Source organism: Pseudomonas sp. 4CAES_32.4, from assembly GCF_058136335.1.
Genome location: NZ_CM176882.1, coordinates 4,648,040 through 4,668,306 on the forward strand (window position 1 = coordinate 4,648,040; position 20,267 = coordinate 4,668,306).

20 protein-coding genes are annotated in these 20,267 nt (G+C 60.6%); 10 read left to right on the forward strand and 10 right to left on the reverse strand.

Annotation, left to right across the window (positions count from 1 at the left end):
- Positions 1–21: 21 nt before the first annotated feature.
- The 4 genes from rlmD to AC3Y64_RS20870 all read right to left on the reverse strand — a co-directional run bounded on the left by rlmD (position 22) and on the right by AC3Y64_RS20870 (position 4,686).
- Positions 22–1,398, reverse strand: coding sequence for a 23S rRNA (uracil(1939)-C(5))-methyltransferase RlmD (gene rlmD / locus AC3Y64_RS20855; RefSeq protein WP_489985107.1), 1,377 nt, complete (start codon positions 1,396–1,398; stop codon positions 22–24).
- Positions 1,398–2,300, reverse strand: a complete 903-nt coding sequence (gene cysM / locus AC3Y64_RS20860; protein WP_163005011.1) for a cysteine synthase CysM — start codon at positions 2,298–2,300, stop codon at positions 1,398–1,400. The genes rlmD and cysM overlap by 1 nt, the downstream gene beginning before the upstream one ends.
- A 252-nt stretch (positions 2,301–2,552) precedes the next feature.
- Positions 2,553–3,977, reverse strand: a complete 1,425-nt coding sequence (locus AC3Y64_RS20865) for a histidine kinase sensor domain-containing protein (protein WP_489985108.1) — start codon at positions 3,975–3,977, stop codon at positions 2,553–2,555.
- Positions 3,964–4,686: a response regulator transcription factor gene (locus AC3Y64_RS20870; protein WP_489985109.1), complete on the reverse strand. Its 723-nt coding sequence runs from the start codon at positions 4,684–4,686 to the stop codon at positions 3,964–3,966. The genes AC3Y64_RS20865 and AC3Y64_RS20870 overlap by 14 nt, the downstream gene beginning before the upstream one ends.
- A 219-nt stretch (positions 4,687–4,905) precedes the next feature.
- Between AC3Y64_RS20870 and AC3Y64_RS20875 the strand changes: the two genes are divergently transcribed.
- Both AC3Y64_RS20875 and AC3Y64_RS20880 read left to right on the forward strand, forming a co-directional pair.
- Positions 4,906–7,659 carry a response regulator gene (locus AC3Y64_RS20875; protein ID WP_489988012.1) on the forward strand — a complete coding sequence of 918 codons (2,754 nt, stop codon included), beginning with the start codon at positions 4,906–4,908 and terminating at the stop codon, positions 7,657–7,659.
- An 83-nt stretch (positions 7,660–7,742) separates the two neighbouring features.
- The gene (locus tag AC3Y64_RS20880; RefSeq protein ID WP_489985110.1) at positions 7,743–8,732 is read left to right on the forward strand and encodes a 2-hydroxyacid dehydrogenase; all 990 of its coding nucleotides are present in this window, start codon (positions 7,743–7,745) and stop codon (positions 8,730–8,732) included.
- Between the two features lie 3 nt (positions 8,733–8,735).
- Here AC3Y64_RS20880 and AC3Y64_RS20885 read toward each other — a convergent pair whose 3' ends face one another.
- Positions 8,736–9,206, reverse strand: coding sequence for a hypothetical protein (locus AC3Y64_RS20885; protein ID WP_489985111.1), 471 nt, complete (start codon positions 9,204–9,206; stop codon positions 8,736–8,738).
- Positions 9,207–9,339: 133 nt separating this feature from the next.
- Here AC3Y64_RS20885 and AC3Y64_RS20890 point away from each other — a divergent pair, with 133 nt between their 5' ends.
- Together AC3Y64_RS20890 and AC3Y64_RS20895 are read left to right on the forward strand one after the other, a co-directional pair.
- Positions 9,340–9,774, forward strand: a complete 435-nt coding sequence (locus AC3Y64_RS20890) for a hypothetical protein (protein WP_489985112.1) — start codon at positions 9,340–9,342, stop codon at positions 9,772–9,774.
- The gene (locus tag AC3Y64_RS20895) at positions 9,774–10,178 is read left to right on the forward strand and encodes an META domain-containing protein (protein WP_158954435.1); all 405 of its coding nucleotides are present in this window, start codon (positions 9,774–9,776) and stop codon (positions 10,176–10,178) included. The genes AC3Y64_RS20890 and AC3Y64_RS20895 overlap by 1 nt, the downstream gene beginning before the upstream one ends.
- Positions 10,179–10,282: 104 nt before the next feature.
- Here the strand turns inward: AC3Y64_RS20895 and AC3Y64_RS20900 are convergent, their stop codons facing one another.
- Entirely contained in the window at positions 10,283–10,750 is a 468-nt protein-coding gene (locus tag AC3Y64_RS20900) for a TlpA disulfide reductase family protein (RefSeq protein ID WP_489985113.1), read from the reverse strand.
- 113 nt (positions 10,751–10,863) lie between these two features.
- Between AC3Y64_RS20900 and arsC the strand changes: the two genes are divergently transcribed.
- From arsC to AC3Y64_RS20915, 3 genes are read left to right on the forward strand one after another with little or no spacing between them, the layout of a single operon-like run.
- Entirely contained in the window at positions 10,864–11,217 is a 354-nt protein-coding gene (arsC, locus tag AC3Y64_RS20905; protein WP_489985114.1) for an arsenate reductase (glutaredoxin), read from the forward strand.
- Positions 11,214–11,810: an NAD(P)H:quinone oxidoreductase gene (gene wrbA / locus AC3Y64_RS20910; RefSeq protein ID WP_489985115.1), complete on the forward strand. Its 597-nt coding sequence runs from the start codon at positions 11,214–11,216 to the stop codon at positions 11,808–11,810. Before arsC ends, wrbA begins: the two co-directional genes overlap by 4 nt.
- Before the next feature lie 2 nt (positions 11,811–11,812).
- Complete coding sequence (locus AC3Y64_RS20915; RefSeq protein WP_489985116.1) at positions 11,813–12,238, forward strand: DUF2069 domain-containing protein; 426 nt, start codon at positions 11,813–11,815, stop codon at positions 12,236–12,238.
- A gap of 693 nt (positions 12,239–12,931) precedes the next feature.
- Here AC3Y64_RS20915 and AC3Y64_RS20920 read toward each other — a convergent pair.
- Both AC3Y64_RS20920 and ttcA read right to left on the reverse strand, forming a co-directional pair.
- Positions 12,932–13,606, reverse strand: coding sequence for a DNA-3-methyladenine glycosylase I (locus AC3Y64_RS20920; RefSeq protein ID WP_489985117.1), 675 nt, complete (start codon positions 13,604–13,606; stop codon positions 12,932–12,934).
- A gap of 151 nt (positions 13,607–13,757) precedes the next feature.
- Positions 13,758–14,582, reverse strand: a complete 825-nt coding sequence (gene ttcA / locus AC3Y64_RS20925; RefSeq protein ID WP_016987438.1) for a tRNA 2-thiocytidine(32) synthetase TtcA — start codon at positions 14,580–14,582, stop codon at positions 13,758–13,760.
- A 288-nt stretch (positions 14,583–14,870) separates the two neighbouring features.
- Between ttcA and AC3Y64_RS20930 the strand changes: the two genes are divergently transcribed.
- Together AC3Y64_RS20930 and AC3Y64_RS20935 are read left to right on the forward strand one after the other, a co-directional pair.
- Complete coding sequence (locus tag AC3Y64_RS20930) at positions 14,871–15,473, forward strand: Yip1 family protein (RefSeq protein ID WP_007917515.1); 603 nt, start codon at positions 14,871–14,873, stop codon at positions 15,471–15,473.
- A 126-nt stretch (positions 15,474–15,599) separates the two neighbouring features.
- Positions 15,600–16,094 (forward strand): SprT family zinc-dependent metalloprotease, encoded by a 495-nt coding sequence (locus AC3Y64_RS20935; RefSeq protein ID WP_489985118.1) that lies wholly within the window; start codon positions 15,600–15,602, stop codon positions 16,092–16,094.
- A gap of 115 nt (positions 16,095–16,209) precedes the next feature.
- Here the strand turns inward: AC3Y64_RS20935 and AC3Y64_RS20940 are convergent, their stop codons facing one another.
- Positions 16,210–17,391, reverse strand: coding sequence for a CaiB/BaiF CoA transferase family protein (locus tag AC3Y64_RS20940; protein WP_489985119.1), 1,182 nt, complete (start codon positions 17,389–17,391; stop codon positions 16,210–16,212).
- Between the two features lie 146 nt (positions 17,392–17,537).
- Positions 17,538–18,872, reverse strand: a complete 1,335-nt coding sequence (locus AC3Y64_RS20945) for a dicarboxylate/amino acid:cation symporter (RefSeq protein WP_158954451.1) — start codon at positions 18,870–18,872, stop codon at positions 17,538–17,540.
- 350 nt (positions 18,873–19,222) lie between these two features.
- Between AC3Y64_RS20945 and AC3Y64_RS20950 the strand changes: the two genes are divergently transcribed.
- A complete protein-coding gene (locus AC3Y64_RS20950) occupies positions 19,223–20,221 on the forward strand; it encodes an AraC family transcriptional regulator (protein ID WP_489985120.1) in 999 nt (332 codons plus the stop codon).
- Positions 20,222–20,267: the final 46 nt, after the last annotated feature.

The window sequence follows — 20,267 nt, forward strand, 5'->3', positions numbered from 1 at the left end:
TGCGAGCGCTGCGCGGACAGGTCAGGCGGATTCAGACGAGCCATCCTGGCTCGCTTCAAATAACGCCATGGCCTCGACATGTGCCGTCTGAGGAAACATATCGAGAATCCCGGCACGTTTTAACCGGTAGCCCTGCTTGATCAATTCCACCGTGTCGCGCGCCAGCGTTGCCGGGTTGCACGACACATACACCAACCGTTTCGCGCCCAGGGTCGCCAGCTTGCGTACCACCTCGAAAGCACCGTCACGGGGTGGGTCCAAGAGTACCGCAGAAAAGCCGTTGCCGATCCACTGAGCATGGCTCAAAGGCTGGGATAAATCGGCTTGAAAAAACTTTGTGTTATGCAAATTGTTACTGGCGGCGTTGGCTTCCGCGCGATCGACCATAGTCTGCACACCTTCCACCGCCACCACTTCGCGCACGGCTTTGGCCAGCGGCAAGGCAAAGTTGCCCAGGCCGCAGAACAGATCCAGCACGCGCTCCTCGCGGCCCGGTTTCAGCCAGTCCAGCGCCTGCGCCACCATTGCCTCGTTGACGCCGGCATTGACCTGGATAAAGTCGCCGGGCCGGTACGCCAAATTCAGATCCCACTGTTCCAGACGATAGCCCAGCGACTGGGTCGCATCGACCGGTTGCGGCTCGCCTTCGCCATGCAGCCACAATTGCGCCTCATGGAACTGGCAGAAGTCCTTGAGGATGGTCAGATCCGCTTCGGACAACGGCGCCATGTGCCGCAGCAACACCGCCAGTGACGAGCCACTGAACAATTCGACGTGACCCAACGCCTGCGGTTTGCTCAAACGACGGAGCATCTCCGGCAAACGGGTCATGATCGGTTGCAAGGGCTGTACCAGCACCGGGCATTCGCTGATCGCAACGATGTCCTGACTCCCGGCAGCGCGGAAACCGACTTCGAGTTTCTTCGCCTTCATGTCCCAGCGCACTGCAATCCGGGCGCGACGGCGATAGCCGAATTCGGGGCCGGTCAGCGGTGCTGCCCACTCTTCAGGTTCGACACCGGCAACGCGCGACAATTGCTCGGCGAGCATGCGCTGTTTCAGGGCGAGCTGTTCGTCATGGGACAAATGCTGCACGCTGCAACCGCCACAGCGGCCGGCGTGCTGGCACGGTGCCGGGCGGCGCAGTTCGCTGGCCTTGAACACGCGTTCGGTGCGCGCTTCGACAACTTTGCCGTGGGCACCGAGCACCCTGGCTTCGACCTCTTCACCGGCAAGGGCGCCGAGGACGAACCAGGTTTTGCCTTCGAAAAACGCGATGCCGCGACCGTCATTGGCCAGGCGCTCGATGCTCAAGCGCTGCTTTTTGCCGGTCGGGATTTGCGCGGCCTTGCTGCCACCCGTGGGTTGGAAGCGCAGGCCTCTCTCGTGCTTGGCCATCAGTTGGGCGCGTCGAAAATGCCGGTCGACAGGTAACGGTCGCCACGGTCGCAGATGATCGCGACGATCACCGCGTTTTCAACTTCTTTGGACAGGCGCAGCATCGCTGCCACCGCACCGCCCGAGGACACGCCGCAGAAGATGCCTTCTTCGCGGGCCAGACGACGAGTGACGTCCTCGGCCTCGCTTTGCGCCATATCGACGATGCGGTCGACGCGGTCAGCCTGATAAATCTTCGGCAGGTATTCTTGCGGCCAGCGACGGATGCCCGGAATGGCCGAGCCTTCCATCGGTTGCAGGCCGACGATCTGCACGCTGTCGCTCTGCTCTTTCAAGTAGCGCGACACGCCCATGATGGTGCCGGTGGTGCCCATCGAACTGACGAAATGGGTGATGCTGCCTTGGGTCTGACGCCAGATTTCCGGGCCAGTAGTGGTGTAATGCGCTTCAGGATTGTCGCCGTTGGCGAACTGATCAAGCACCTTGCCACGGCCTTCGGCTTCCATGCGCTGCGCCAGATCGCGCGCGCCTTCCATGCCTTCTTCCTGACTGACCAGAATCAGCTCGGCACCGTAAGCGGTCATTGCCGCTTTGCGCTCGGCGCTGGAGTTGTCCGGCATGATCAGGATCATCTTGTAACCCTTGATCGCAGCCGCCATGGCCAGCGCGATCCCGGTGTTACCCGAGGTCGCCTCGATCAGCGTGTCGCCAGCGTGGATCTGTCCGCGCAATTCGGCACGGGTGATCATCGACAGCGCCGGACGGTCCTTGACCGAACCCGCCGGGTTATTCCCTTCGAGCTTGAGCAACAGGGTGTTGCTGGTTTCACCGGGCAGGCGCTGCAAACGCACCAGCGGTGTGTTGCCGACGCAATCGGCGATGGTTGGGTACTGCAGGGTCATGGCGTATTCGCAATCCAGACGTGCGGGGGCGCCTATCATACCGGCAAACCCGCGCAGGCCATATCACGCAAAGTGCGGTGCTTATGGTTTATGGGAATAAGGGATTAAAAGTTGCACCAGTGGTGCGACTAATTGCGGTGGATCATCTTGAATGGCGGTGACGCGAATGGCCTCTTCGCTGGCAAGCCAGCTCCCACAGTGTCCAGTGCTGATCCATCATCGTGTCAGCAGTGCTGACACTATTTGGATTGCTCACACAATCTGCGGGTGAAACACCTCCACTGTGGGAGCTGGCTTGCCAGCGATAGCGTCGAGACTGACAGCGCAATTATCAGCGATAAGTCGCAGATTCAAACGCAACCCCGCCCCGCCATTCTCCGCCCACAAACTCCCGCCCTGACGCTGCACGGCATTGCGCGCGATGCTCAGCCCCAAGCCAAAACCACCATCACCTGGCCGCGAGCCGTCGAGGCGAGTGAACGGCAAGAAAATCCGCTGCAGATCCGCCTCAGCCACACCACCGCCCTGATCTTCCAGCCACAGATGCCAGTAATCGCCATCGCGCCGGCCGTCGAGACGCACAACCCCGCCCGGCGGCGAATGCCGGATGGCATTGCGCAAGATGTTCTCCAGCGCCTGCGCCAAGGTATTCAGATTGCCGCGCACCCAGCACGACGAATCCACCGCACACTGCAACTGCAAACTCGGCCAGCCGCTTTCGTAGCAGGCGTTGTCGGTGAGCATTTCCCACAGTGCCTGGATCTGGATCGCCTCATCCGGCAGGGGTGTGCGATCGGTGTCGAGCCAGGCCAGTTGCAAGGTGTCTTCAACCAGCCGTTGCATGCCATCGACTTCACGGCCAATGCGTTCGCGCAATTGCACCAGACCCTGCTCACTTTCGCTGGCCACGCGCAGTCGGCTCAGCGGTGTGCGCAACTCATGCGACAAGTCGCGCAGCAATTGTTGTTGCAGGCTGACTGTCGATTGCAGGCGCTCGGACATCGAGTCGAACGCGCGGGCCAGTTCGCCGAGTTCGTCCGGGCGCTGGGTGATGCCGCTGGACAGTCGCACATTCAATTGATCGGCGCGCCAGGCGTTGGCCTGTTCGCGCAGGTTGTTCAGCGGCACCACCAACAAGCGATACAGGCCGACGCACAGCAACAACGTAAACAGACCGGGAATCACACCGTTGGTGATGACCCGCCACAACACTCGATACTCGCCGGGCAAAAAGCGCTCGGGCAACTCAATGACCAGACTGCCCGCAGCCGGTTCTTTGGGAAACGGTATGCGCAACCACGGCCGGCCCTGTTTGTGAATCGGCCAGTCGAGCCCACGCAAGAAAGTCAGGCGCTGCAGCTCTTGTTCGTTCAGTGGCTCATTGCTCAGCGACTGCAAATTGCCGCCGATCACGCCGACCCAACTGGCCTCGCGCAACTCCATGCTCTGCAACCAGTCATCGACGCCGCTGCGGCCGCCGCGCTGCCACGCCTGTTCAGCCTGTGAGGCGTAGCGGCTGAGGGTGCCCCGCGCTTCGTCAGAGAGGAACTGATTGCGCTCCTCCATGTAGCGGCCCCATGACCAGCTCAGCCAGATCATCAGCAGGCAGAACGCGACCAGCAGAAACGCCAGTTTCCAGAACAGCGAATGCCGCCCCGGCAGCTCAGAGCGTTTCATCGGCGGCACTCAATACGTAACCCTTGCCCCACACGGTGCGCACTTCGCGCTCGGTATAACCGATGGCCTTGAGTTTGCGGCGGATCTGGCTGATGTGCATGTCGAGGCTGCGATCATGGGCCGCGTAGCCGCGCTGCAACACATGCTGATAAAGGAAGGCTTTGCTCAGCACTTCTTCATCATTGCGATTGAGCGTTTCCAGCAGACGGAATTCGCTGCGCGTCAGCCCGGCAGGCTGATCGCGAAAGAACACCTCGCACTGTTCATCGTCGAAGCGCAACGCGCCCGTCGCCACCGGCACGGCGAACGCCGCCGGACGACGATCCAGCGCGACCCGGCGCAGGATCGCTTCGATGCGCACATGCAGCTCGGCCATGCTGAACGGCTTGGGCAGATAATCATCAGCGCCCAAGCGGAAGCCACTGATGCGGTCGGCCTCGGCACCGAGGGCCGACATCAGCAATACCGGCGTCGAATGGCTCTGGCGCAACTGCGTCAGCACGTTCAAGCCGTCCAGGCCCGGCAGCAGAATATCCATCAGCACCACGTCGAACGGCTGGCGCCTGGCGATGCTCAGGCCTTCCTGGCCGTTCTGGCACCAGGTCACCTGAAAGCCGCTGCGGCCCAGATGCTCATGAACATAGGCACCGAGGACCGGATCGTCCTCGATGGAAAGAATGCGTGGCTGGCCAACGGAAACAGGAGTCATGAGTATCTGCAAGTAATTCTCAGTTGAGCGCGATTATTCAAGATTGTCCGACAGCGGGCAACACAAGGTTGGCCTATCGGACAAACGCGCAGCGGCGCTCAGACCCATCAAGAGAGCATTTTTCCGGAGATTGCCCGCGAGCAAATCGCTACACTGCGCCCATGTCGCGTGCCGGATGCACGCATGAGTCAACAGATCAGCGGGATGCAGGAGAAAGGCGTGCTCAAGAAACTGGGAATCAAAGGTCGAGTGTTATTGCTGACCTTGTTGCCGACCAGCCTGATGGCGCTGGTGCTGGGTGGCTATTTCACCTGGACGCAGCAGTCCGACCTGCAGAGCCAATTGATGCAGCGCGGCGAAATGATCGCCGAGCAACTCGCGCCGCTGGTGGCGCCCGCCATGGGTCATGGCGACAGTGATCTGCTGGAACGCATCGCCACCCAATCCCTCGAACAACCCGACGTACGCGCGGTGACCTTCCTCGCGCCCGATCGCTCGCCCCTGGCCCACGCCGGCCCGACCATGCTCAATCAGGCGCCGAGCGGCGACAGCGGGCATCTGCAACGGCGCAGCGGTAACGACGCGACGCGCTACCTGATGCCGGTGTTCGGCAAGCACCGAAATCTTGCCGGCGAACTGATCCCTGAAGAGTCCGATCGCCTGCTTGGCTGGGTCGAGCTGGAGCTGTCGCACAACGGCATGTTGCTGCGCGGTTATCGCAGTCTGTTCGCCAGCCTGCTGTTGATTGCCGCCGGTCTTGCCGGGGCCGCGCTGCTGGCGTTGCGCATGGGTCGTACGATCAACCGGCCGCTGAGCCAGATCAAACAGGCCGTCGCGCAGCTCAAGGACGGCCACCTGGAAACCCGTCTGCCGCCGCTCGGCAGTCAGGAACTGGATGAGCTGGCGTCGGGCATCAACCGCATGGCCGGCACCCTGCAGAACGCCCGCGAAGAACTGCAGCACAGCGTCGATCAGGCCACCGAAGACGTTCGGCAAAACCTGGAAACCATCGAAATCCAGAACATCGAACTGGATCTGGCGCGCAAAGAAGCGCTGGAAGCGAGCCGGATTAAATCCGAATTTCTCGCCAATATGAGCCACGAAATCCGCACGCCGCTCAACGGCATTCTCGGCTTCACGCACCTGTTGCAGAAAAGCGAACTGACCCCGCGCCAGCTCGACTATCTGGGCACCATCGAAAAGTCCGCCGACAGTCTGTTGGGCATCATCAACGAGATTCTCGACTTCTCGAAGATCGAGGCCGGCAAACTGGTGCTTGACCACATTCCGTTCAACCTGCGCGACTTGCTCCAGGACACCCTGACCATTCTGGCCCCCGCCGCGCACGCCAAACAGCTTGAGCTGGTCAGTCTGGTTTATCGCGATACACCGCTGTCGCTGGTCGGTGATCCGCTGCGCCTCAAGCAGATTCTGACCAACCTGGTGAGCAACGCGATCAAGTTCACCCGCGAAGGCACCATCGTTGCCCGGGCGATGCTCGAAGAAGAACACGACGACAGCGTGCAACTGCGCATCAGTATTCAGGACACCGGTATCGGCCTGTCGAGTCAGGATGTGCGCGCGCTGTTCCAGGCCTTCAGTCAGGCCGACAACTCGCTGTCCCGTCAGCCGGGCGGCACGGGTCTGGGACTGGTGATTTCCAAGCGGCTGATCGAACAGATGGGCGGCGAAATCGGCGTCGACAGCACGCCGGGCGAAGGCTCGGAATTCTGGATCAGCCTGAGTCTGCCGAAAACCCGCGACGACGCCGAAGACCTGCCGGCCGCGCCGTTGCTCGGACGCCGCGTGGCGGTGCTGGAAAGTCACGAACTGGCCCGTCAGGCCTTGCAGCATCAGTTGGAAGACTGTGGCCTCGATGTCACCACCTTCAATACATTGGAAAGCCTGACCAATGGCGTCACCGGCGCTCACCAGACCGATCAGGCGATCGATCTGGCGGTGCTCGGCATCACCAGCAATGACATGCTCCCCGAGCGTTTGAACCAGCACATCTGGGATCTCGAACACCTCGGCTGCAAAGTACTGGTGCTGTGCCCGACCACCGAGCAGACACTGTTTCATCTGTCGGTGCCGAACCCGCACAGCCAGTTGCAGGCCAAACCCGCCTGCACGCGCAAACTGCGCCGCGCCCTCTCCGACCTGGCCAACCCGCGCCAGCCGCGCAACGAGCCCGGCGAGCAGTTGTCGAGTCGGGCACCGAAAGTACTCTGCGTCGATGACAACCCGGCCAACCTGTTGCTGGTGCAAACCCTGCTCGAAGACATGGGCGCCAAAGTGCTGGCGGTCGAGAGCGGTTACGCTGCGGTCAAAGCGGTGCAGACCGAATCCTTCGACCTGGTGCTGATGGACGTGCAAATGCCGGGCATGGACGGTCGCCAGAGCACCGAAACCATCCGCCAGTGGGAAAGCGAACGGCATTGCACGCCGCTGCCGATCGTCGCCCTCACCGCCCACGCCATGGCCAACGAAAAACGCGCCCTGCTGCAAAGCGGCATGGATGATTACCTGACCAAACCGATCAGCGAGCGGCAATTGGCTCAAGTCGTATTGAAATGGACCGGTCTGGCCTTGCGCAATCAAGGTCCGGAGCGGTCCAGCGACAACGCGGGCGTCAGCCACGAACTGCCGGTGCTCGACCACGAGGAAGGCTTGCGTCTGGCCGCCGGCAAGGCCGATCTGGCCGCCGACATGCTGGCGATGCTGCTGGCCTCACTGGAAGCCGATCGCGAAGCCATTCGCGCCGCCCGTGACGCCCATGACCAGAATGCGCTGCTCGAACGGGTCCATCGCCTGCACGGCGCCACCCGTTATTGTGGCGTACCGCAATTGCGCGCAGCCTGCCAGCGCAGCGAAACCCTGCTCAAACAGGATGACCCGAAAGCCCTGATGGCCCTTGATGAACTGGAGCGGGCGATCAATCGCCTGGCCACCCAGGCGAAAATCAGCGCCTGATCCACGGCAATGCCGGTAACGCTCAAGACCGCTAACCTTGTCGCGGGTCATTCGCGCCCGCGTCATTGCTTCAGGAGGATTTCATGCGCACGCTCATTTTCAGCAGCCAGACTTACGACCGCGACAGCTTCCTCGGCGCCGATTGCCCGGCCGGGATCGAACTGCACTTCCAGCCAGCGCGGTTGAGTCTCGACACCGCCGCACTGGCCGACGGTCACGAAGTGGTTTGCGCTTTTATCAATGATGATCTCGGTGCACCGGTGCTGGAGCGTCTGGCCGCCGGCGGCACGCGCCTGATTGCCCTGCGCTCGGCCGGCTACAACCATGTCGATCTGGCCGTGGCGAAGCGCTTGGGGCTGACCGTCGTGCGCGTCCCGGCCTACTCGCCGCACGCTGTCGCCGAACATGCCGTGGCGCTGATTCTCGCCCTCAATCGACGCTTGCACCGCGCCTACAACCGCACCCGCGAAGGCGACTTCAGCCTCCACGGCCTGACCGGTTTTGATCTGGTCGGCAAGACCGTCGGCATCGTCGGCACCGGACAGATCGGCGCGACGTTTGCGAAAATCATGCGCGGTTTCGGCTGCGAATTGCTCGCCTACGATCCTTATCCAAACCCCAAAGTGCTGGCGTTGGGCGCGCGCTATCTGAGCCTGCCGGAACTGCTCGCGCAGTCGCGCATCATCAGCCTGCACTGTCCGCTCAACGCGCAGAGCAAACATCTGATCAACCGCGACTCACTCGCCCACATGCAGCCGGGCGCGATGCTGATCAACACCGGTCGCGGCGGACTGGTCGACACACCGGCGCTGATCGACGCATTGAAGGACGGGCAGTTGGGTTATCTCGGGCTGGATGTGTACGAAGAAGAAGCGCAGATATTTTTCGAGGACCGCTCCGACCTGCCGTTGCAGGACGATGTGCTGGCGCGATTGCTGACCTTTCCTAACGTGATCATCACCGCGCACCAGGCCTTTCTGACCCGTGAAGCGCTGGGCGCGATTGCCGCGACCACCCTGCACAACATCGCGACCTGGGCGGCTGGGGCACCGCAAAACCAGGTCGAGGGTTGAGGCTTATTTTGGCGAGAGCGAAGACGCCAGAATCAGCAGCGCCAGCCAGCCGAAACCGAACAAGCGCTGTTTCAGCGAATGGCCGTTGCGCAGCAGGAACCAGACAAACACCATCGGCAGCAGAAACACCATGATCTTCAGCCAGCCTTCTACCGGGCGGCTGCCGTCTGCATTGATCTGCGGTTGCGCCGCCGGTTGAGTCGGCGATTCTGCCTGCTGGCGACGACGGCGCCCCGCCGCTGCCGGGATGACTTTGGGCAACGGTTCAGGCGTCGGCGGCAGGGCTACGGCTTCGGGAACGGCCTTGTTGCGCGGCAGGCTGCCGAATGAAATCGTCGACGCTTGAGCCGGTGCCGCAACGGGCTGCGCTTGGGTGTGAGCAGGCTGCTCCGCCATCGGAGCCCCGCAATGAATGCACGCCGTGGCTTCCGAGCTGATGCTCCGCTTGCATTCATAACATTCAATCAGCGCCATGTTCCGTTCCTTCAGAGTCGAGGCCGGCAGTTTGCCATGAGCGCCCGTCGATTTGAACCGGATCGAAGGTTGCACGCGCGCATCATTCTGCAATCGAGCCCGTGCTAGCATGTCGCGCATATTTGGAGGACCCATGGTCGAACACGATTTCCGCTACACCCTGATGAACCCGCAACACACCCTCACCGAATGCCGCGCCCTGGTTCCGGGCCGTTATCAGGTCACCGGCAACGGTGGTTCGATCCGCATCGGTGATGTCCTGTTGGTCACCCTCAAAGGCAGCAAGGATTTGTCCATGCGCCTGACCGTCGACACCGTCCGCCACCTGATCAACCCGCCGGGCCAATGGACCGCGATGACCACAGGCCCGGTGTTCGGCGAATTGGCCATCCACACCTGGCAGGTCAATTGCGACAGTTGCGCCAAAGAGCTGAGCTTCGAATTCGCGGTCGACTCTAAACTGGGCAAAACTGCGGAAAAACCGGCCGCCACGGCCCGCATCGCCGAGCTGGGCTGGAAAGCCGTTGGCGACAAGCACCTGTGCCCGCAATGCCAGGAGCCGGCATGATGAAACGCCTTGCCCTGACCGCTCTGGTCGGCGCTGGTCTGGTGGGCTGTGCCGCAGAACCTGTGCAACTGCAACAGAACCGCAGCTACATTCTGGAGTGGATCGGCGAACGCCCATTGATGGATTACAGCCACCTGACCATCACCCTTGGCGATGATGGCCGCGCCTACGGCAACGGTGGCTGCAACCATTGGTTCGCGCCGTACACCCTCGAGGGCGACAAGATCACCTTCGGCAAGATCGGCAAGACCCGCAAGCTCTGCGCTCCGGCGCTGATGGAGCAGGAACAACGCTTCCTGCAGGCGCTGGAACATGTCCAGCGCTGGGACATCTCGCCGATCGAGCAGATGCGTCTGTGGCCGGCTGAAGGCAAGCCGTTGCGTTGGTGGCTGGAAGAGGGTTGATTGTTCAGCCGCAAAAAAGATCGCAGCCTTCGGCAGCTCCTACATGAGTCCGTGTACACCCTGTAGGAGCTGCCGAAGGCTGCGATCTTTTCTTTCACAACAACCTATTTGGTTGCTTGCAACGCCTCAAGCTTGGCCATCACCCCCGCCGCTGTCTGCTCGCCCATCAACTGTTCGCGCACCTTGCCCTTGTTGTCGATGATGTACGTCACCGGCAATGCCTCGCTGCGCGGCAATTCGAACAGTTCCGCCGGATCCTGCGCCAGCACGGTGAACTTGATGCCGAGTTTCTCGCTCGCCTCTTTCAGTTCCGCGCCCTGCACATTGTCGAAATTGACCCCGAACACACCGACGTTCTTGCTCTTCAGTTCATCGGCCAAATGGTTGAGTTCCGGGATCTCCGTGCGGCACGGGCCACACCATTCGGCCCAGTAATTGACCACCACCCATTGCTTGTCCAGACGCTCGGAGGCGACTTTCTGCCCATTCTGGTCGATGCCGTAGTCGTTGCCGCAGCCCCCCAGCATCAACGCCCCGATTACCGTCAATGCCGCTGCCAATCGCCGTGTCATGTCGTGATCCTTGTGAAAATTTAAACGCGCCTGCGACCCAACGCCTCTGACGGTTCTGGATTGCGCGCTGCACAGTTAGAATAGCCGCCACTTTACGCCAGAAGCGACCCGCCATGACCGATCTGACGCTTTATCACAATCCGCGCTGCTCGAAATCCCGCGGCGCGCTGGAACTCATCGAAGCCCGCGGCCTGACGCCAAACGTCGTGCGTTACCTCGAAACCCCGCTGAACGCGGGGCAAATCAAGGCACTGCTCGGCAAGCTCGGCATCAGTGCACGCCAACTGCTGCGCACCGGGGAAGATGAATACAAAATGCTTCAACTGGCTGACGAAAGCCTCAGCGAAGCGCAATTGATCGACGCCATCGCCCAGCATCCAAAACTGATGGAGCGGCCGATTCTCGAAGTCGGTGACAAAGCGGTCATTGGTCGTCCGCCGGAAAATGTATTGGAGTTGCTGCCGTGAGCGCGCCCTACATTCTGGTGCTGTATTACAGCCGCAACGGCTCGACCAACGAAATGGCGCGGCAGATCGCACGCGGTGTCGAGCAGGCTGGCCTCGAAGCGCGCCTGCGCACCGTGCCCGCGATCTCCACCGAATGCGAAGCGGTGGCAGCGGACATTCCCGATGAAGGTGCGCTTTACGCATCGCTGGATGACCTGAAGAACTGCGCTGGCCTGGCGCTGGGCAGCCCAACGCGTTTCGGCAATATGGCCGCGCCGCTGAAGTACTTCCTCGATGGCACCAGCAATCTCTGGCTGACCGGCGCGCTGGTCGGCAAACCGGCCGGCGTGTTCACCTCGACCGCCAGTTTGCATGGCGGCCAGGAAACCACCCTGCTATCGATGATGCTGCCGTTGTTGCACCACGGCATGCTCATCACCGGCCTGCCGTACAGCGAATCGGCGTTGCTGGAAACCCAGGGCGGCGGCACGCCTTACGGCGCCAGTCATCACGCCGGGGCTGACGGCAAAAAAGGTCTCGATCAGCACGAAGTGGCGCTGTGCCGCGCGCTCGGTCTGCGCCTGGCCAAGACTGCGCAGAAACTGGAGGGCTGACAGTGGCGAAGAAGCCGAAAGTCCTGCCCTCGGTCGAGTGGCTTGAGCCGCGCGTGACAGTGATGCGGGTGGTCAGTCTGCTGAGCTTTTTCGCTTTGGGCGGATTGCTCGCGGCTTACTATCTGCTTTTCGCCGATCTGCACGGCGCGCGGCCGTGGGTGATTCTGCTGGTCGAGTTGATCCCATGGCTCGTCCTCGCGCCAGCGATGATCATGGGCAGCGCCCGTGGCCATTCGTGGATGTGTTTTGTGGTGAATCTGTATTTCATCAAAGGCGCACTGGCGGCGTATGACCCGAACCGGCAGTTGTTTGGTGTGCTGGAGATGGTCGCGAGCCTGGCGGTGTTCTGCTCGGCGCTGCTGTATGTGCGGTGGCGGTATCAGCTGAATCGCAAACTGGCGGGTGAAGGCGAGATTTCCGTCGCCTGACAGACTGCCATCGCCAGCAGGGCTGGCTCCCACATTGGTTCTGTGTCGTTCACAAAACCCCTGTGGGATTCTGACAGACCGCCATCGCCAGCAGGGCTGGCTCCCACATTGGTTCTGTGTCGTTCACAAAACCCCTGTGGGATTCTGACAGACCGCCATCGCCAGCAGGGCTGACTCCCACATTGGTTCTGTGTCGTTCACAAAACCCCTGTGGGAGCCTGACAGACTGCCATCGCCAGCAGGGCTGGCTCCCACATTGGTTCTGTGTCGTTCACAAAACCCCTGTGGGAGCCTGACAGACCGCCATCGCCAGCAGGGCTGGCTCCCCCATTGGTTCTGTGTCGTTCACAAAACCCCTGTGGGAGCCTGACAGACTGCCATCGCCAGCAGGGCTGGCTCCCACATTGGTTCTGTGTCGTTCACAAAATCCCTATGGGAGCCTGACAGACTGCCATCGCCAGCAGGGCTGGCTCCCACATTGGTTCTGTGTCGTTCACAAAATCCCTGTGGGATTCTGACCGACCGCCATCGCCAGCAGGGCTGGCTCCCACATTGGTTCTGTGTCGTTCACAAAATCCCTGTGGGATTCTGACCGACCGCCATCGCCAGCAGGGCTGGCTCCCACATTGGTTCTGTGTCGTTCACAAAATCCTTGTGGGAGCTAGCCCTGCTAGCGATTGGGGCAACTCAGTCTCAATGATTGACGGTGTACGCGAGCATCATCGAAATCTGGCTCATCGGCCTTCCGCCACTCTGTTCATGCCACTGGTTGAACACGTCCTGCACAATCTTCAGATCACGCTGGCTGGTCGGCACCTTGTCGACGATCTTCTGCGCATTCAGCGCCGCGACCACGTCGTAGCTCGGCACAAACGTGTCCTTGCCGACCATGCGCAAAAAGCGTGGCGCCGAGAGCCCGCCGAGTTGGTGGCCGTGCTTCTTCAAGTACGTCCACAGACCGACAATATCGGTCACCAGCCAGTCGGCGATCAGTGCGCCGAAACTGCCCTGCTCCTGTTCCACATCGAGAATGAACTGCGCATTGCGCGGCACGCTTTTCAGCTTGCCCAGGTGCCGGATGATCCGCGCATCCTGCATCAGGCGCTCAAGGTGCTCGGCGCTCATCAGCACAACTTTTTCCGGGTCGAACTTGAAGAACACTTCTTCGAAGGCCGGCCACTTGGCGTCGACCAGACTGTGCTTGAGGCCGGCGCGGAACACGCGCAGGGCCATGGTCGAGAGGTAACGGTCGTCGCTGATCTTGCGCAATTGCGCGGGAGTCTTGGGAACGGGCAGATGGGCTTCCAGTTCAGCCGCCGAACCGAAGCGGTTCAGACAGTATTCGTGCAGCCACTTGTAATCGCGCATGCCCTCTCCTGAGGTTTGAAATGAAAAATCACCTGTGACCACAAAATCTTGTGGGAGCCAGCCCTGCTGGCGATTGCGGTGTGTCAGTCGACAAGAACGTCGGCTGACAGTTCGCTTTCGCTAGCAGGGCTGGCTCCCACAGGGAATGGGTTTACAGGTTGACGACGTTAACGAAGCGCGAAGCCGCGGTCTCGTCAATCTTGAGGCTGGTGAAGTCGAACAGGTTGCGGTCGGCCAGTTGCGACGGAATGACATTCTGCAGGCTGCGGAAAATCGATTCGGTACGGCCCGGGGTCTTGCGTTCCCAATCAACGAGCATTTCCTTGACCACCTGACGCTGCAGGTTTTCCTGCGAACCGCAGAGGTTGCACGGGATGATCGGAAAGGCCTTGAAGTCCGAATAGGCCTGGATGTCTTTCTCGTTGCAGTACGCCAACGGGCGGATCACCACGTTGCGGCCGTCATCGGCGCGCAGTTTCGGCGGCATGGCTTTCAGCGAACCATTGAAAAACATGTTGAGGAAGAACGTCTCGACGATGTCGTCGCGGTGATGACCGAGGGCCATTTTGGTTGCGCCGATTTCGTCAGCAAAGGTGTACAGCGTGCCGCGACGCAGGCGCGAGCACAGCGAACAGGTGGTCTTGCCTTCCGGAATCAGTTCCTTGACCACCGAGTAGGTATCTTTTTCGACGATGTGGTACTCGACGCCCAGCTCTTTCAGATAGGCCGGCAGCACATGCTCGGGGAAGCCCGGCTGCTTCTGGTCCATGTTCACGGCAACGATCTCGAACTTGATCGGGGCGACCTTCTGCAGGTGCAGCAGCACGTCGAGCATGGTGTAGCTGTCCTTGCCGCCGGACAGGCAGACCATGACCTTGTCGCCGTCTTCAATCATGTTGAAATCGGCGACCGCTTCGCCGGCCAGGCGGCGCAGGCGCTTTTGCAGTTTGTTCTGGTTGACCGTGAGAGTGCCCATGACGCGAGATCCGTGAGGTGTGACGAAAGGCCGGCATTTTACGCAAAAACCCCGGGGTTGTGGGCACAGGTTGTCGTCGCCAGCCGATGGCACGTTGACAGACCCCGAGGCGATTACCCGCCGTGTTTACAGCGCGATTTGCTCTAAGCCCCTAATACCTGTGCGGTTAAGTCCTTTCTATACTGCGACATAAGGTCGCACACATCTGAAGACCTGTATTTGCTCGGCCACCTTGGCCCGTAGGCGCTCCGTTGGGGGGCGATGGCAATAACAAGAGGAGTGACTGGCATGATCCATCACGTAGTGGGACTTTTCACCCACCCCGATCAGGAATGGAAGGAAATCCGTGGCGACCAAGAGGAAAGCATCAGCCACATGTACCTCACCCACACGCTGATTCTGGCGGCGATCCCCGCCGTCTCGGCGTTTATCGGCACCACGCAGGTTGGCTGGGTGATCGGCAACCGCGCGCCAGTGATGCTGACTGTTGAAAGCGCGATCTGGATGACCGTCATGTCGTACCTGGCGATGCTCGGCGGGGTCGCGGTGATGGGTGCGTTCGTGCACTGGATGGCCCGCACTTATGACGCCAACCCGAGTCTGGCCCGTTGCGTTGCTTTCGCCACCTACACCGCGACGCCTTTGTTTGTCGGCGGACTCGCGGCGCTGTATCCGCATATGTGGCTGGGGATGATCGTGGGGACAGCGGCCATCTGCTACACGGTTTATCTGTTGTACGTGGGGCTGCCGACGTTCATGAATATCCCGTCGGATGAAGGTTTTCTGTTCTCGAGTTCGGTGCTGGCGGTGGGTCTGGTGGTGCTGGTCGCCATCATGGCGTTCACCGTGATCGTCTGGGGGCTGGGTGTGGGACCCGTCTATACCAACTGACTTGTTTGGCTCAATACAGGCCGCCGCAAGGCGGCCTTGTCGTTTGCCGGATGACCATTCGGCAAACGACGATTCGCAAGTCTGCGGCGTTGCGGCATACTCGACGCCTCTGGAGATCCATCAAGCATGCCCGAGCAACTCAATACCCGCGTCGAAGATTGTTACCAACTCGCTGAATCCTTTTTCAAACGTTCTTTCCCACGCCCGGTCGTGAGCCTCAAGCTGCGCGGGCAAAAAGCCGGTGTCGCGCATTTGCACGAGAACCTGCTGCGCTTCAACCCGCAACTGTACCGGGAGAACGCCGAACACTTCCTCAAACAGACCGTGGCCCATGAAGTCGCGCACCTGATCGCCCATCAGTTGTTTGGCGACCGAATCCAGCCCCATGGCGAGGAATGGCAATTGATCATGCGCGGCGTTTACGAACTGCCGCCGGATCGCTGTCACACCTATGCAATCAAACGTCGCAGCGTGACCCGCTATATCTACAAATGCCCGTGCGTGGACAGTGATTTTCCGTTCTCGGCGCAGCGCCATTCTCTGGTAAGGCAGGGGCGGCGGTATTTGTGTCGGCGCTGCCGCAGTACCTTGGTGTTCAGTGGTGAGATGCGCATCGAATAGGCAGTTCTGTGTTGACCTGACTGGCCCCATCGCTGGCAAGCCAGCTCCCAAAGGTTCAGTGAGCAGCTCGAAAACTGTGGGAGCTGGCTTGCCAGCGATGAGGCCAGAACAGGCACTAGAGAATGACTTTGGCAGCACGCAACTCAGCAATCCGCTCAGTACTAAGCCCCAACTCCGCCAACACCTCATCCGTATGCTGCCCCAACCCCGCGCCCACATGCCGCGGTGCCGGCAGCGCTTGAGAAAACTTCAACGGACACGCCATCTGCGCTTGGGTCGAACCATCCGCACGCGGCACCTGCGTCACCAGTTCACGCGCCTGCAACTGCGGATGACGCACCGCTTCTGCCAAATTCAACACCGGCTCGACACACGCATCGATCCCGGCAAACAACTCGCACAGTTCAGCAAAGTCATGCTTTTCAAACTCGACCGTCAGCGCGTATTTCAACTGTCGCTGCTGTTCAGGCTTGGGCGATAAACCCAGCGCCGCCAACTCCGGCCGCCCCAGCGCAGCACACAACTGCTGCATAAACGCCGGCTCCAAACTGCCCACTGACATCCAGCGCCCATCCCGCGAGCGGTAGTAGTCGTAAAAACTGCCGCCATTGAGCATCTGATCTTCCCACCCCGGCTCTGCGCCACAGGCCAGATACCCAGCGCCAGCCATGGCATTCAAGCTGAACGCGCAGTCGGTCATGCTCACGTCCAGATGCGTGCCCTGCCCGGTCTGCTGTCGGGCAATCACCGCTGCCAGCAGGCCGATCACGCCGTGCAGCGAGCCACCGGCAACATCCGCCACCTGCATGCCCAGCGGCAACGGCCCGCTCTCCGCACGGCCGGTGTAACTGGCCAGCCCCGCCAGCGCCAGATAATTGATGTCATGCCCGGCGCGCTCCTTGTACGGCCCGGTCTGGCCATAACCGGTGATCGACACGTAGATCAACCTCGGGTTGATGGCTTTCAACGCCTCGTAACCCAACCCCAAGCGCTCCATCACACCGGGGCGAAATTGCTCCAGGACGATGTCGTAATCGCCCAGCAACTGCTTGACCACCTCCAGCGCCTCGGGCTGTTTCAAGTCCAGCGCCATGCTGCGTTTGTTGCGATTGAGGTAGGCGTGGCTGGCTGATACGCCGCCATCATGGGGCGGCAATACCCGCAGCAGATCCAGGCGCGTCGGTGATTCGATGCGCAGCACTTCGGCGCCCATGTCCGCCAGCAACAGCGAGGCGAACGGCCCCGGCAACAAGGTCGAGAAATCGAGGATCTTCAGTGAGGCCAGCGGTGCAGACATGGGCGAACTCCTTGGGCGATGCACTCAGCCTAGGCAGGCATTGCCGATGCGGCAATCACCGGATATGTCAGCGGGTGTGACCGTTACGCTCAAATCGCAGGCATGAAAAAACCCGCCTAAGCGGGTTTCTTCAATGCAAGCAGCGCTTACTTCACGTTGCTCGGGGTTGCGCCTTCAGCGACACCCAGGTCGTCTTCAGGACGGGTATCAATGATGCCGCGACCGCCAGAAGCCAGTTCGGCGTCCAGTACGTCGGTGTCCAGCTCTTTCACCCACTTGGCAACCACGATGGTCGCAACAGCGTTACCAACGAGGTTGGTCAGTGCGCGGGCTTCGGACATGAAGCGGTCGATACCGAGGATCAGCGCCAGACCGGCCACCGGCAGGTGACCTACCGCCGACAGGGTCGCTGCCAGCACGATGAAGCCCGAACCGGTCACACCGGCTGCGCCTTTGGAAGACAGCAGCAACACCACCAGCAGAGTGATCTGGTGAGTAATGTCCATGTGCGTGTCAGTTGCCTGAGCAATGAACACCGCAGCCATGGTCAGGTAGATCGCAGTACCGTCGAGGTTGAACGAGTAACCGGTCGGGATCACCAGACCCACTACCGATTTCTTCGCGCCCAGACGCTCCATTTTGATCAGCATGCGTGGCAGTACCGATTCCGACGACGAGGTGCCGAGTACGATCAGCAGCTCTTCACGGATGTAACGGATCATCTTCAGCACGCTGAAGCCGTGCATGCGGGCGATACCGCCGAGCACGATGAGGATGAACGCCAGGCAAGTGATGTAGAAGCAGATCATCAGTTGACCCAACTGCACCAGCGAGCCGACACCGTAGGCACCGATGGTGAAGGCCATGGCACCGAAGGCACCGATTGGCGCGAGCTTCATGATCATGTTGATGATGTTGAACATCACGTGAGCGAATCGATCGATGAAGTCGAGGATCGGCTTGCCGTAGGCACCCAGGCGATGCAGGGCGAAACCGAAGATCACCGAGAACATCAGCACTTGCAGGATGTCACCGGTGGCGAACGCGCCGACGATGGTGGTCGGGATCACGTTGAGCAGGAAGCCGACAACACTTTGGTCAGCGCCAGCGGCAACATAGGAAGCAACTTTCGAAGCATCAAGGGTGGCGACGTCGATGTGCATGCCGTTGCCCGGCTGGACAACGTTGACCACGACCAGGCCGACCAGCAGCGCGATGGTCGAAACGATTTCGAAGTAAAGAAGTGCGTAACCGCCGGTCTTGCCGACCGACTTCATGTTCTGCATGCCGGCGATGCCGCTGACCACGGTGCAGAAGATGATTGGGGCGATGATCATTTTGATCAGCTTGATGAACCCGTCACCCAGTGGCTTTACCGCCACGCCGAACTGCGGGTAGTAATGACCGAGCGCGATACCGATGATGATCGCGATGATCACCTGGAAATACAGGGATTTGTACAGTGGCTGACGAGTCGTCATTGCAGATTTCCTCAAGAGCCTCGCGTGGCAACATCCATCTGTTGACCGCGAAACCTGAATTGCGAACCCTCCTGCACTGGAGGGATTTGTTGTTGGAGCGGCGCTTTCCGGTCGGGAGAAACGCACGCTTCTGTCGCTCTTATCGCAAACGCCGTGCCACTTTGGTGCATTTGGCTGCAAGCCTTTTGATATCAAGGCCTGCAGGTTTTTTACTGTCACCGACTGGTTACTTGAGTGTGGCGGATTTCCGCCAACTCGCCACTTCTCGTCCTACAATTTGGCGGAAATCCGCCTTGTTGCCCGTATCCCCCCCGGCTACCATCCGGCGCTTGAGGAAGGATCTGCCGCTTATGCGCGAACGCACCATTGCCAGTCATTTCGCCCGCGCGGCCCTCGGTGGCGCGCGCCGTCTGGGTTTCGACTATTCGGGCCTGTTGCTGCAATTGGGCATCAGCCCGGAATTGCTTGACGAGCCGCGCGCGCGCATCGCCCCCGAACAATTCACCCAACTGATCCAGAGCCTGTGGCTGGCGCTCGACGACGAATACCTGGGTTTCGGCCAAGCACCGAGCAAACCCGGCAGCTTCGCGATGATGTGCCATGCGTCGATCCACTGCCGCAATCTGGAGAAGGCTCTGCAACGCGGTTTATTGTTTTATAGCCTATTCCCCGGCGCCCCGCGTCTGACCCTGACACGCGAAGACGAATGGGTGCGTTTGAGCCTCGATGATTCGCGGTTATGGGACCCGGATCACTTTTTGACGGAAAGCCTGCTGGTGATCTGGCATCGCCTCGGCAGTTGGTTGATCGGCCAAAGGATTCGCCTAGAACAAGCCACATTCAGCTACCCACGCCCGGAACACGGCGCTGAGTATGACTTGCTGTTCCCCTGCCCCCTGACCTTCGGCGCCGAGCAAAGCAGCCTGCTGTTCCACAGCCGCTACCTGCCGATGCCGCTGTTGCAGGACGAACGCACGCTCAAGCACTTCCTCGAACGCTCCCCCGCCGACCTGCTCTCACGGCCGGACGATGGCGACAGCCTCAGCAGTCGCCTGCGCCGTTTGCTCAGCCGCGACAGTGCGAACTGGCCGGATCTGGAGGCGGTGGCGGCGCACCTGCACATCAGTCCGCAGACCCTTCGCCGGCATTTGCGTGAGGAAGGCACCAGTTTTCAGGAATTGAAGGATCAGCTGCGGCGGGATATCGCCATCTATCATCTGGGCCGGGCGGATCTGTCGCTGCAGCAGATTGCCGAGCAGTTGGGGTTTTCCGAGCCGTCGGCGTTTCACCGGGCGTTCAAGAAGTGGACGGGGCTGACACCGGGGGCTTATCGGGCGCAGGAGCAGTGAGGCATTTTTGAAGCTTGCGGTGCTCTCTTTGACGCCATCGCTGGCA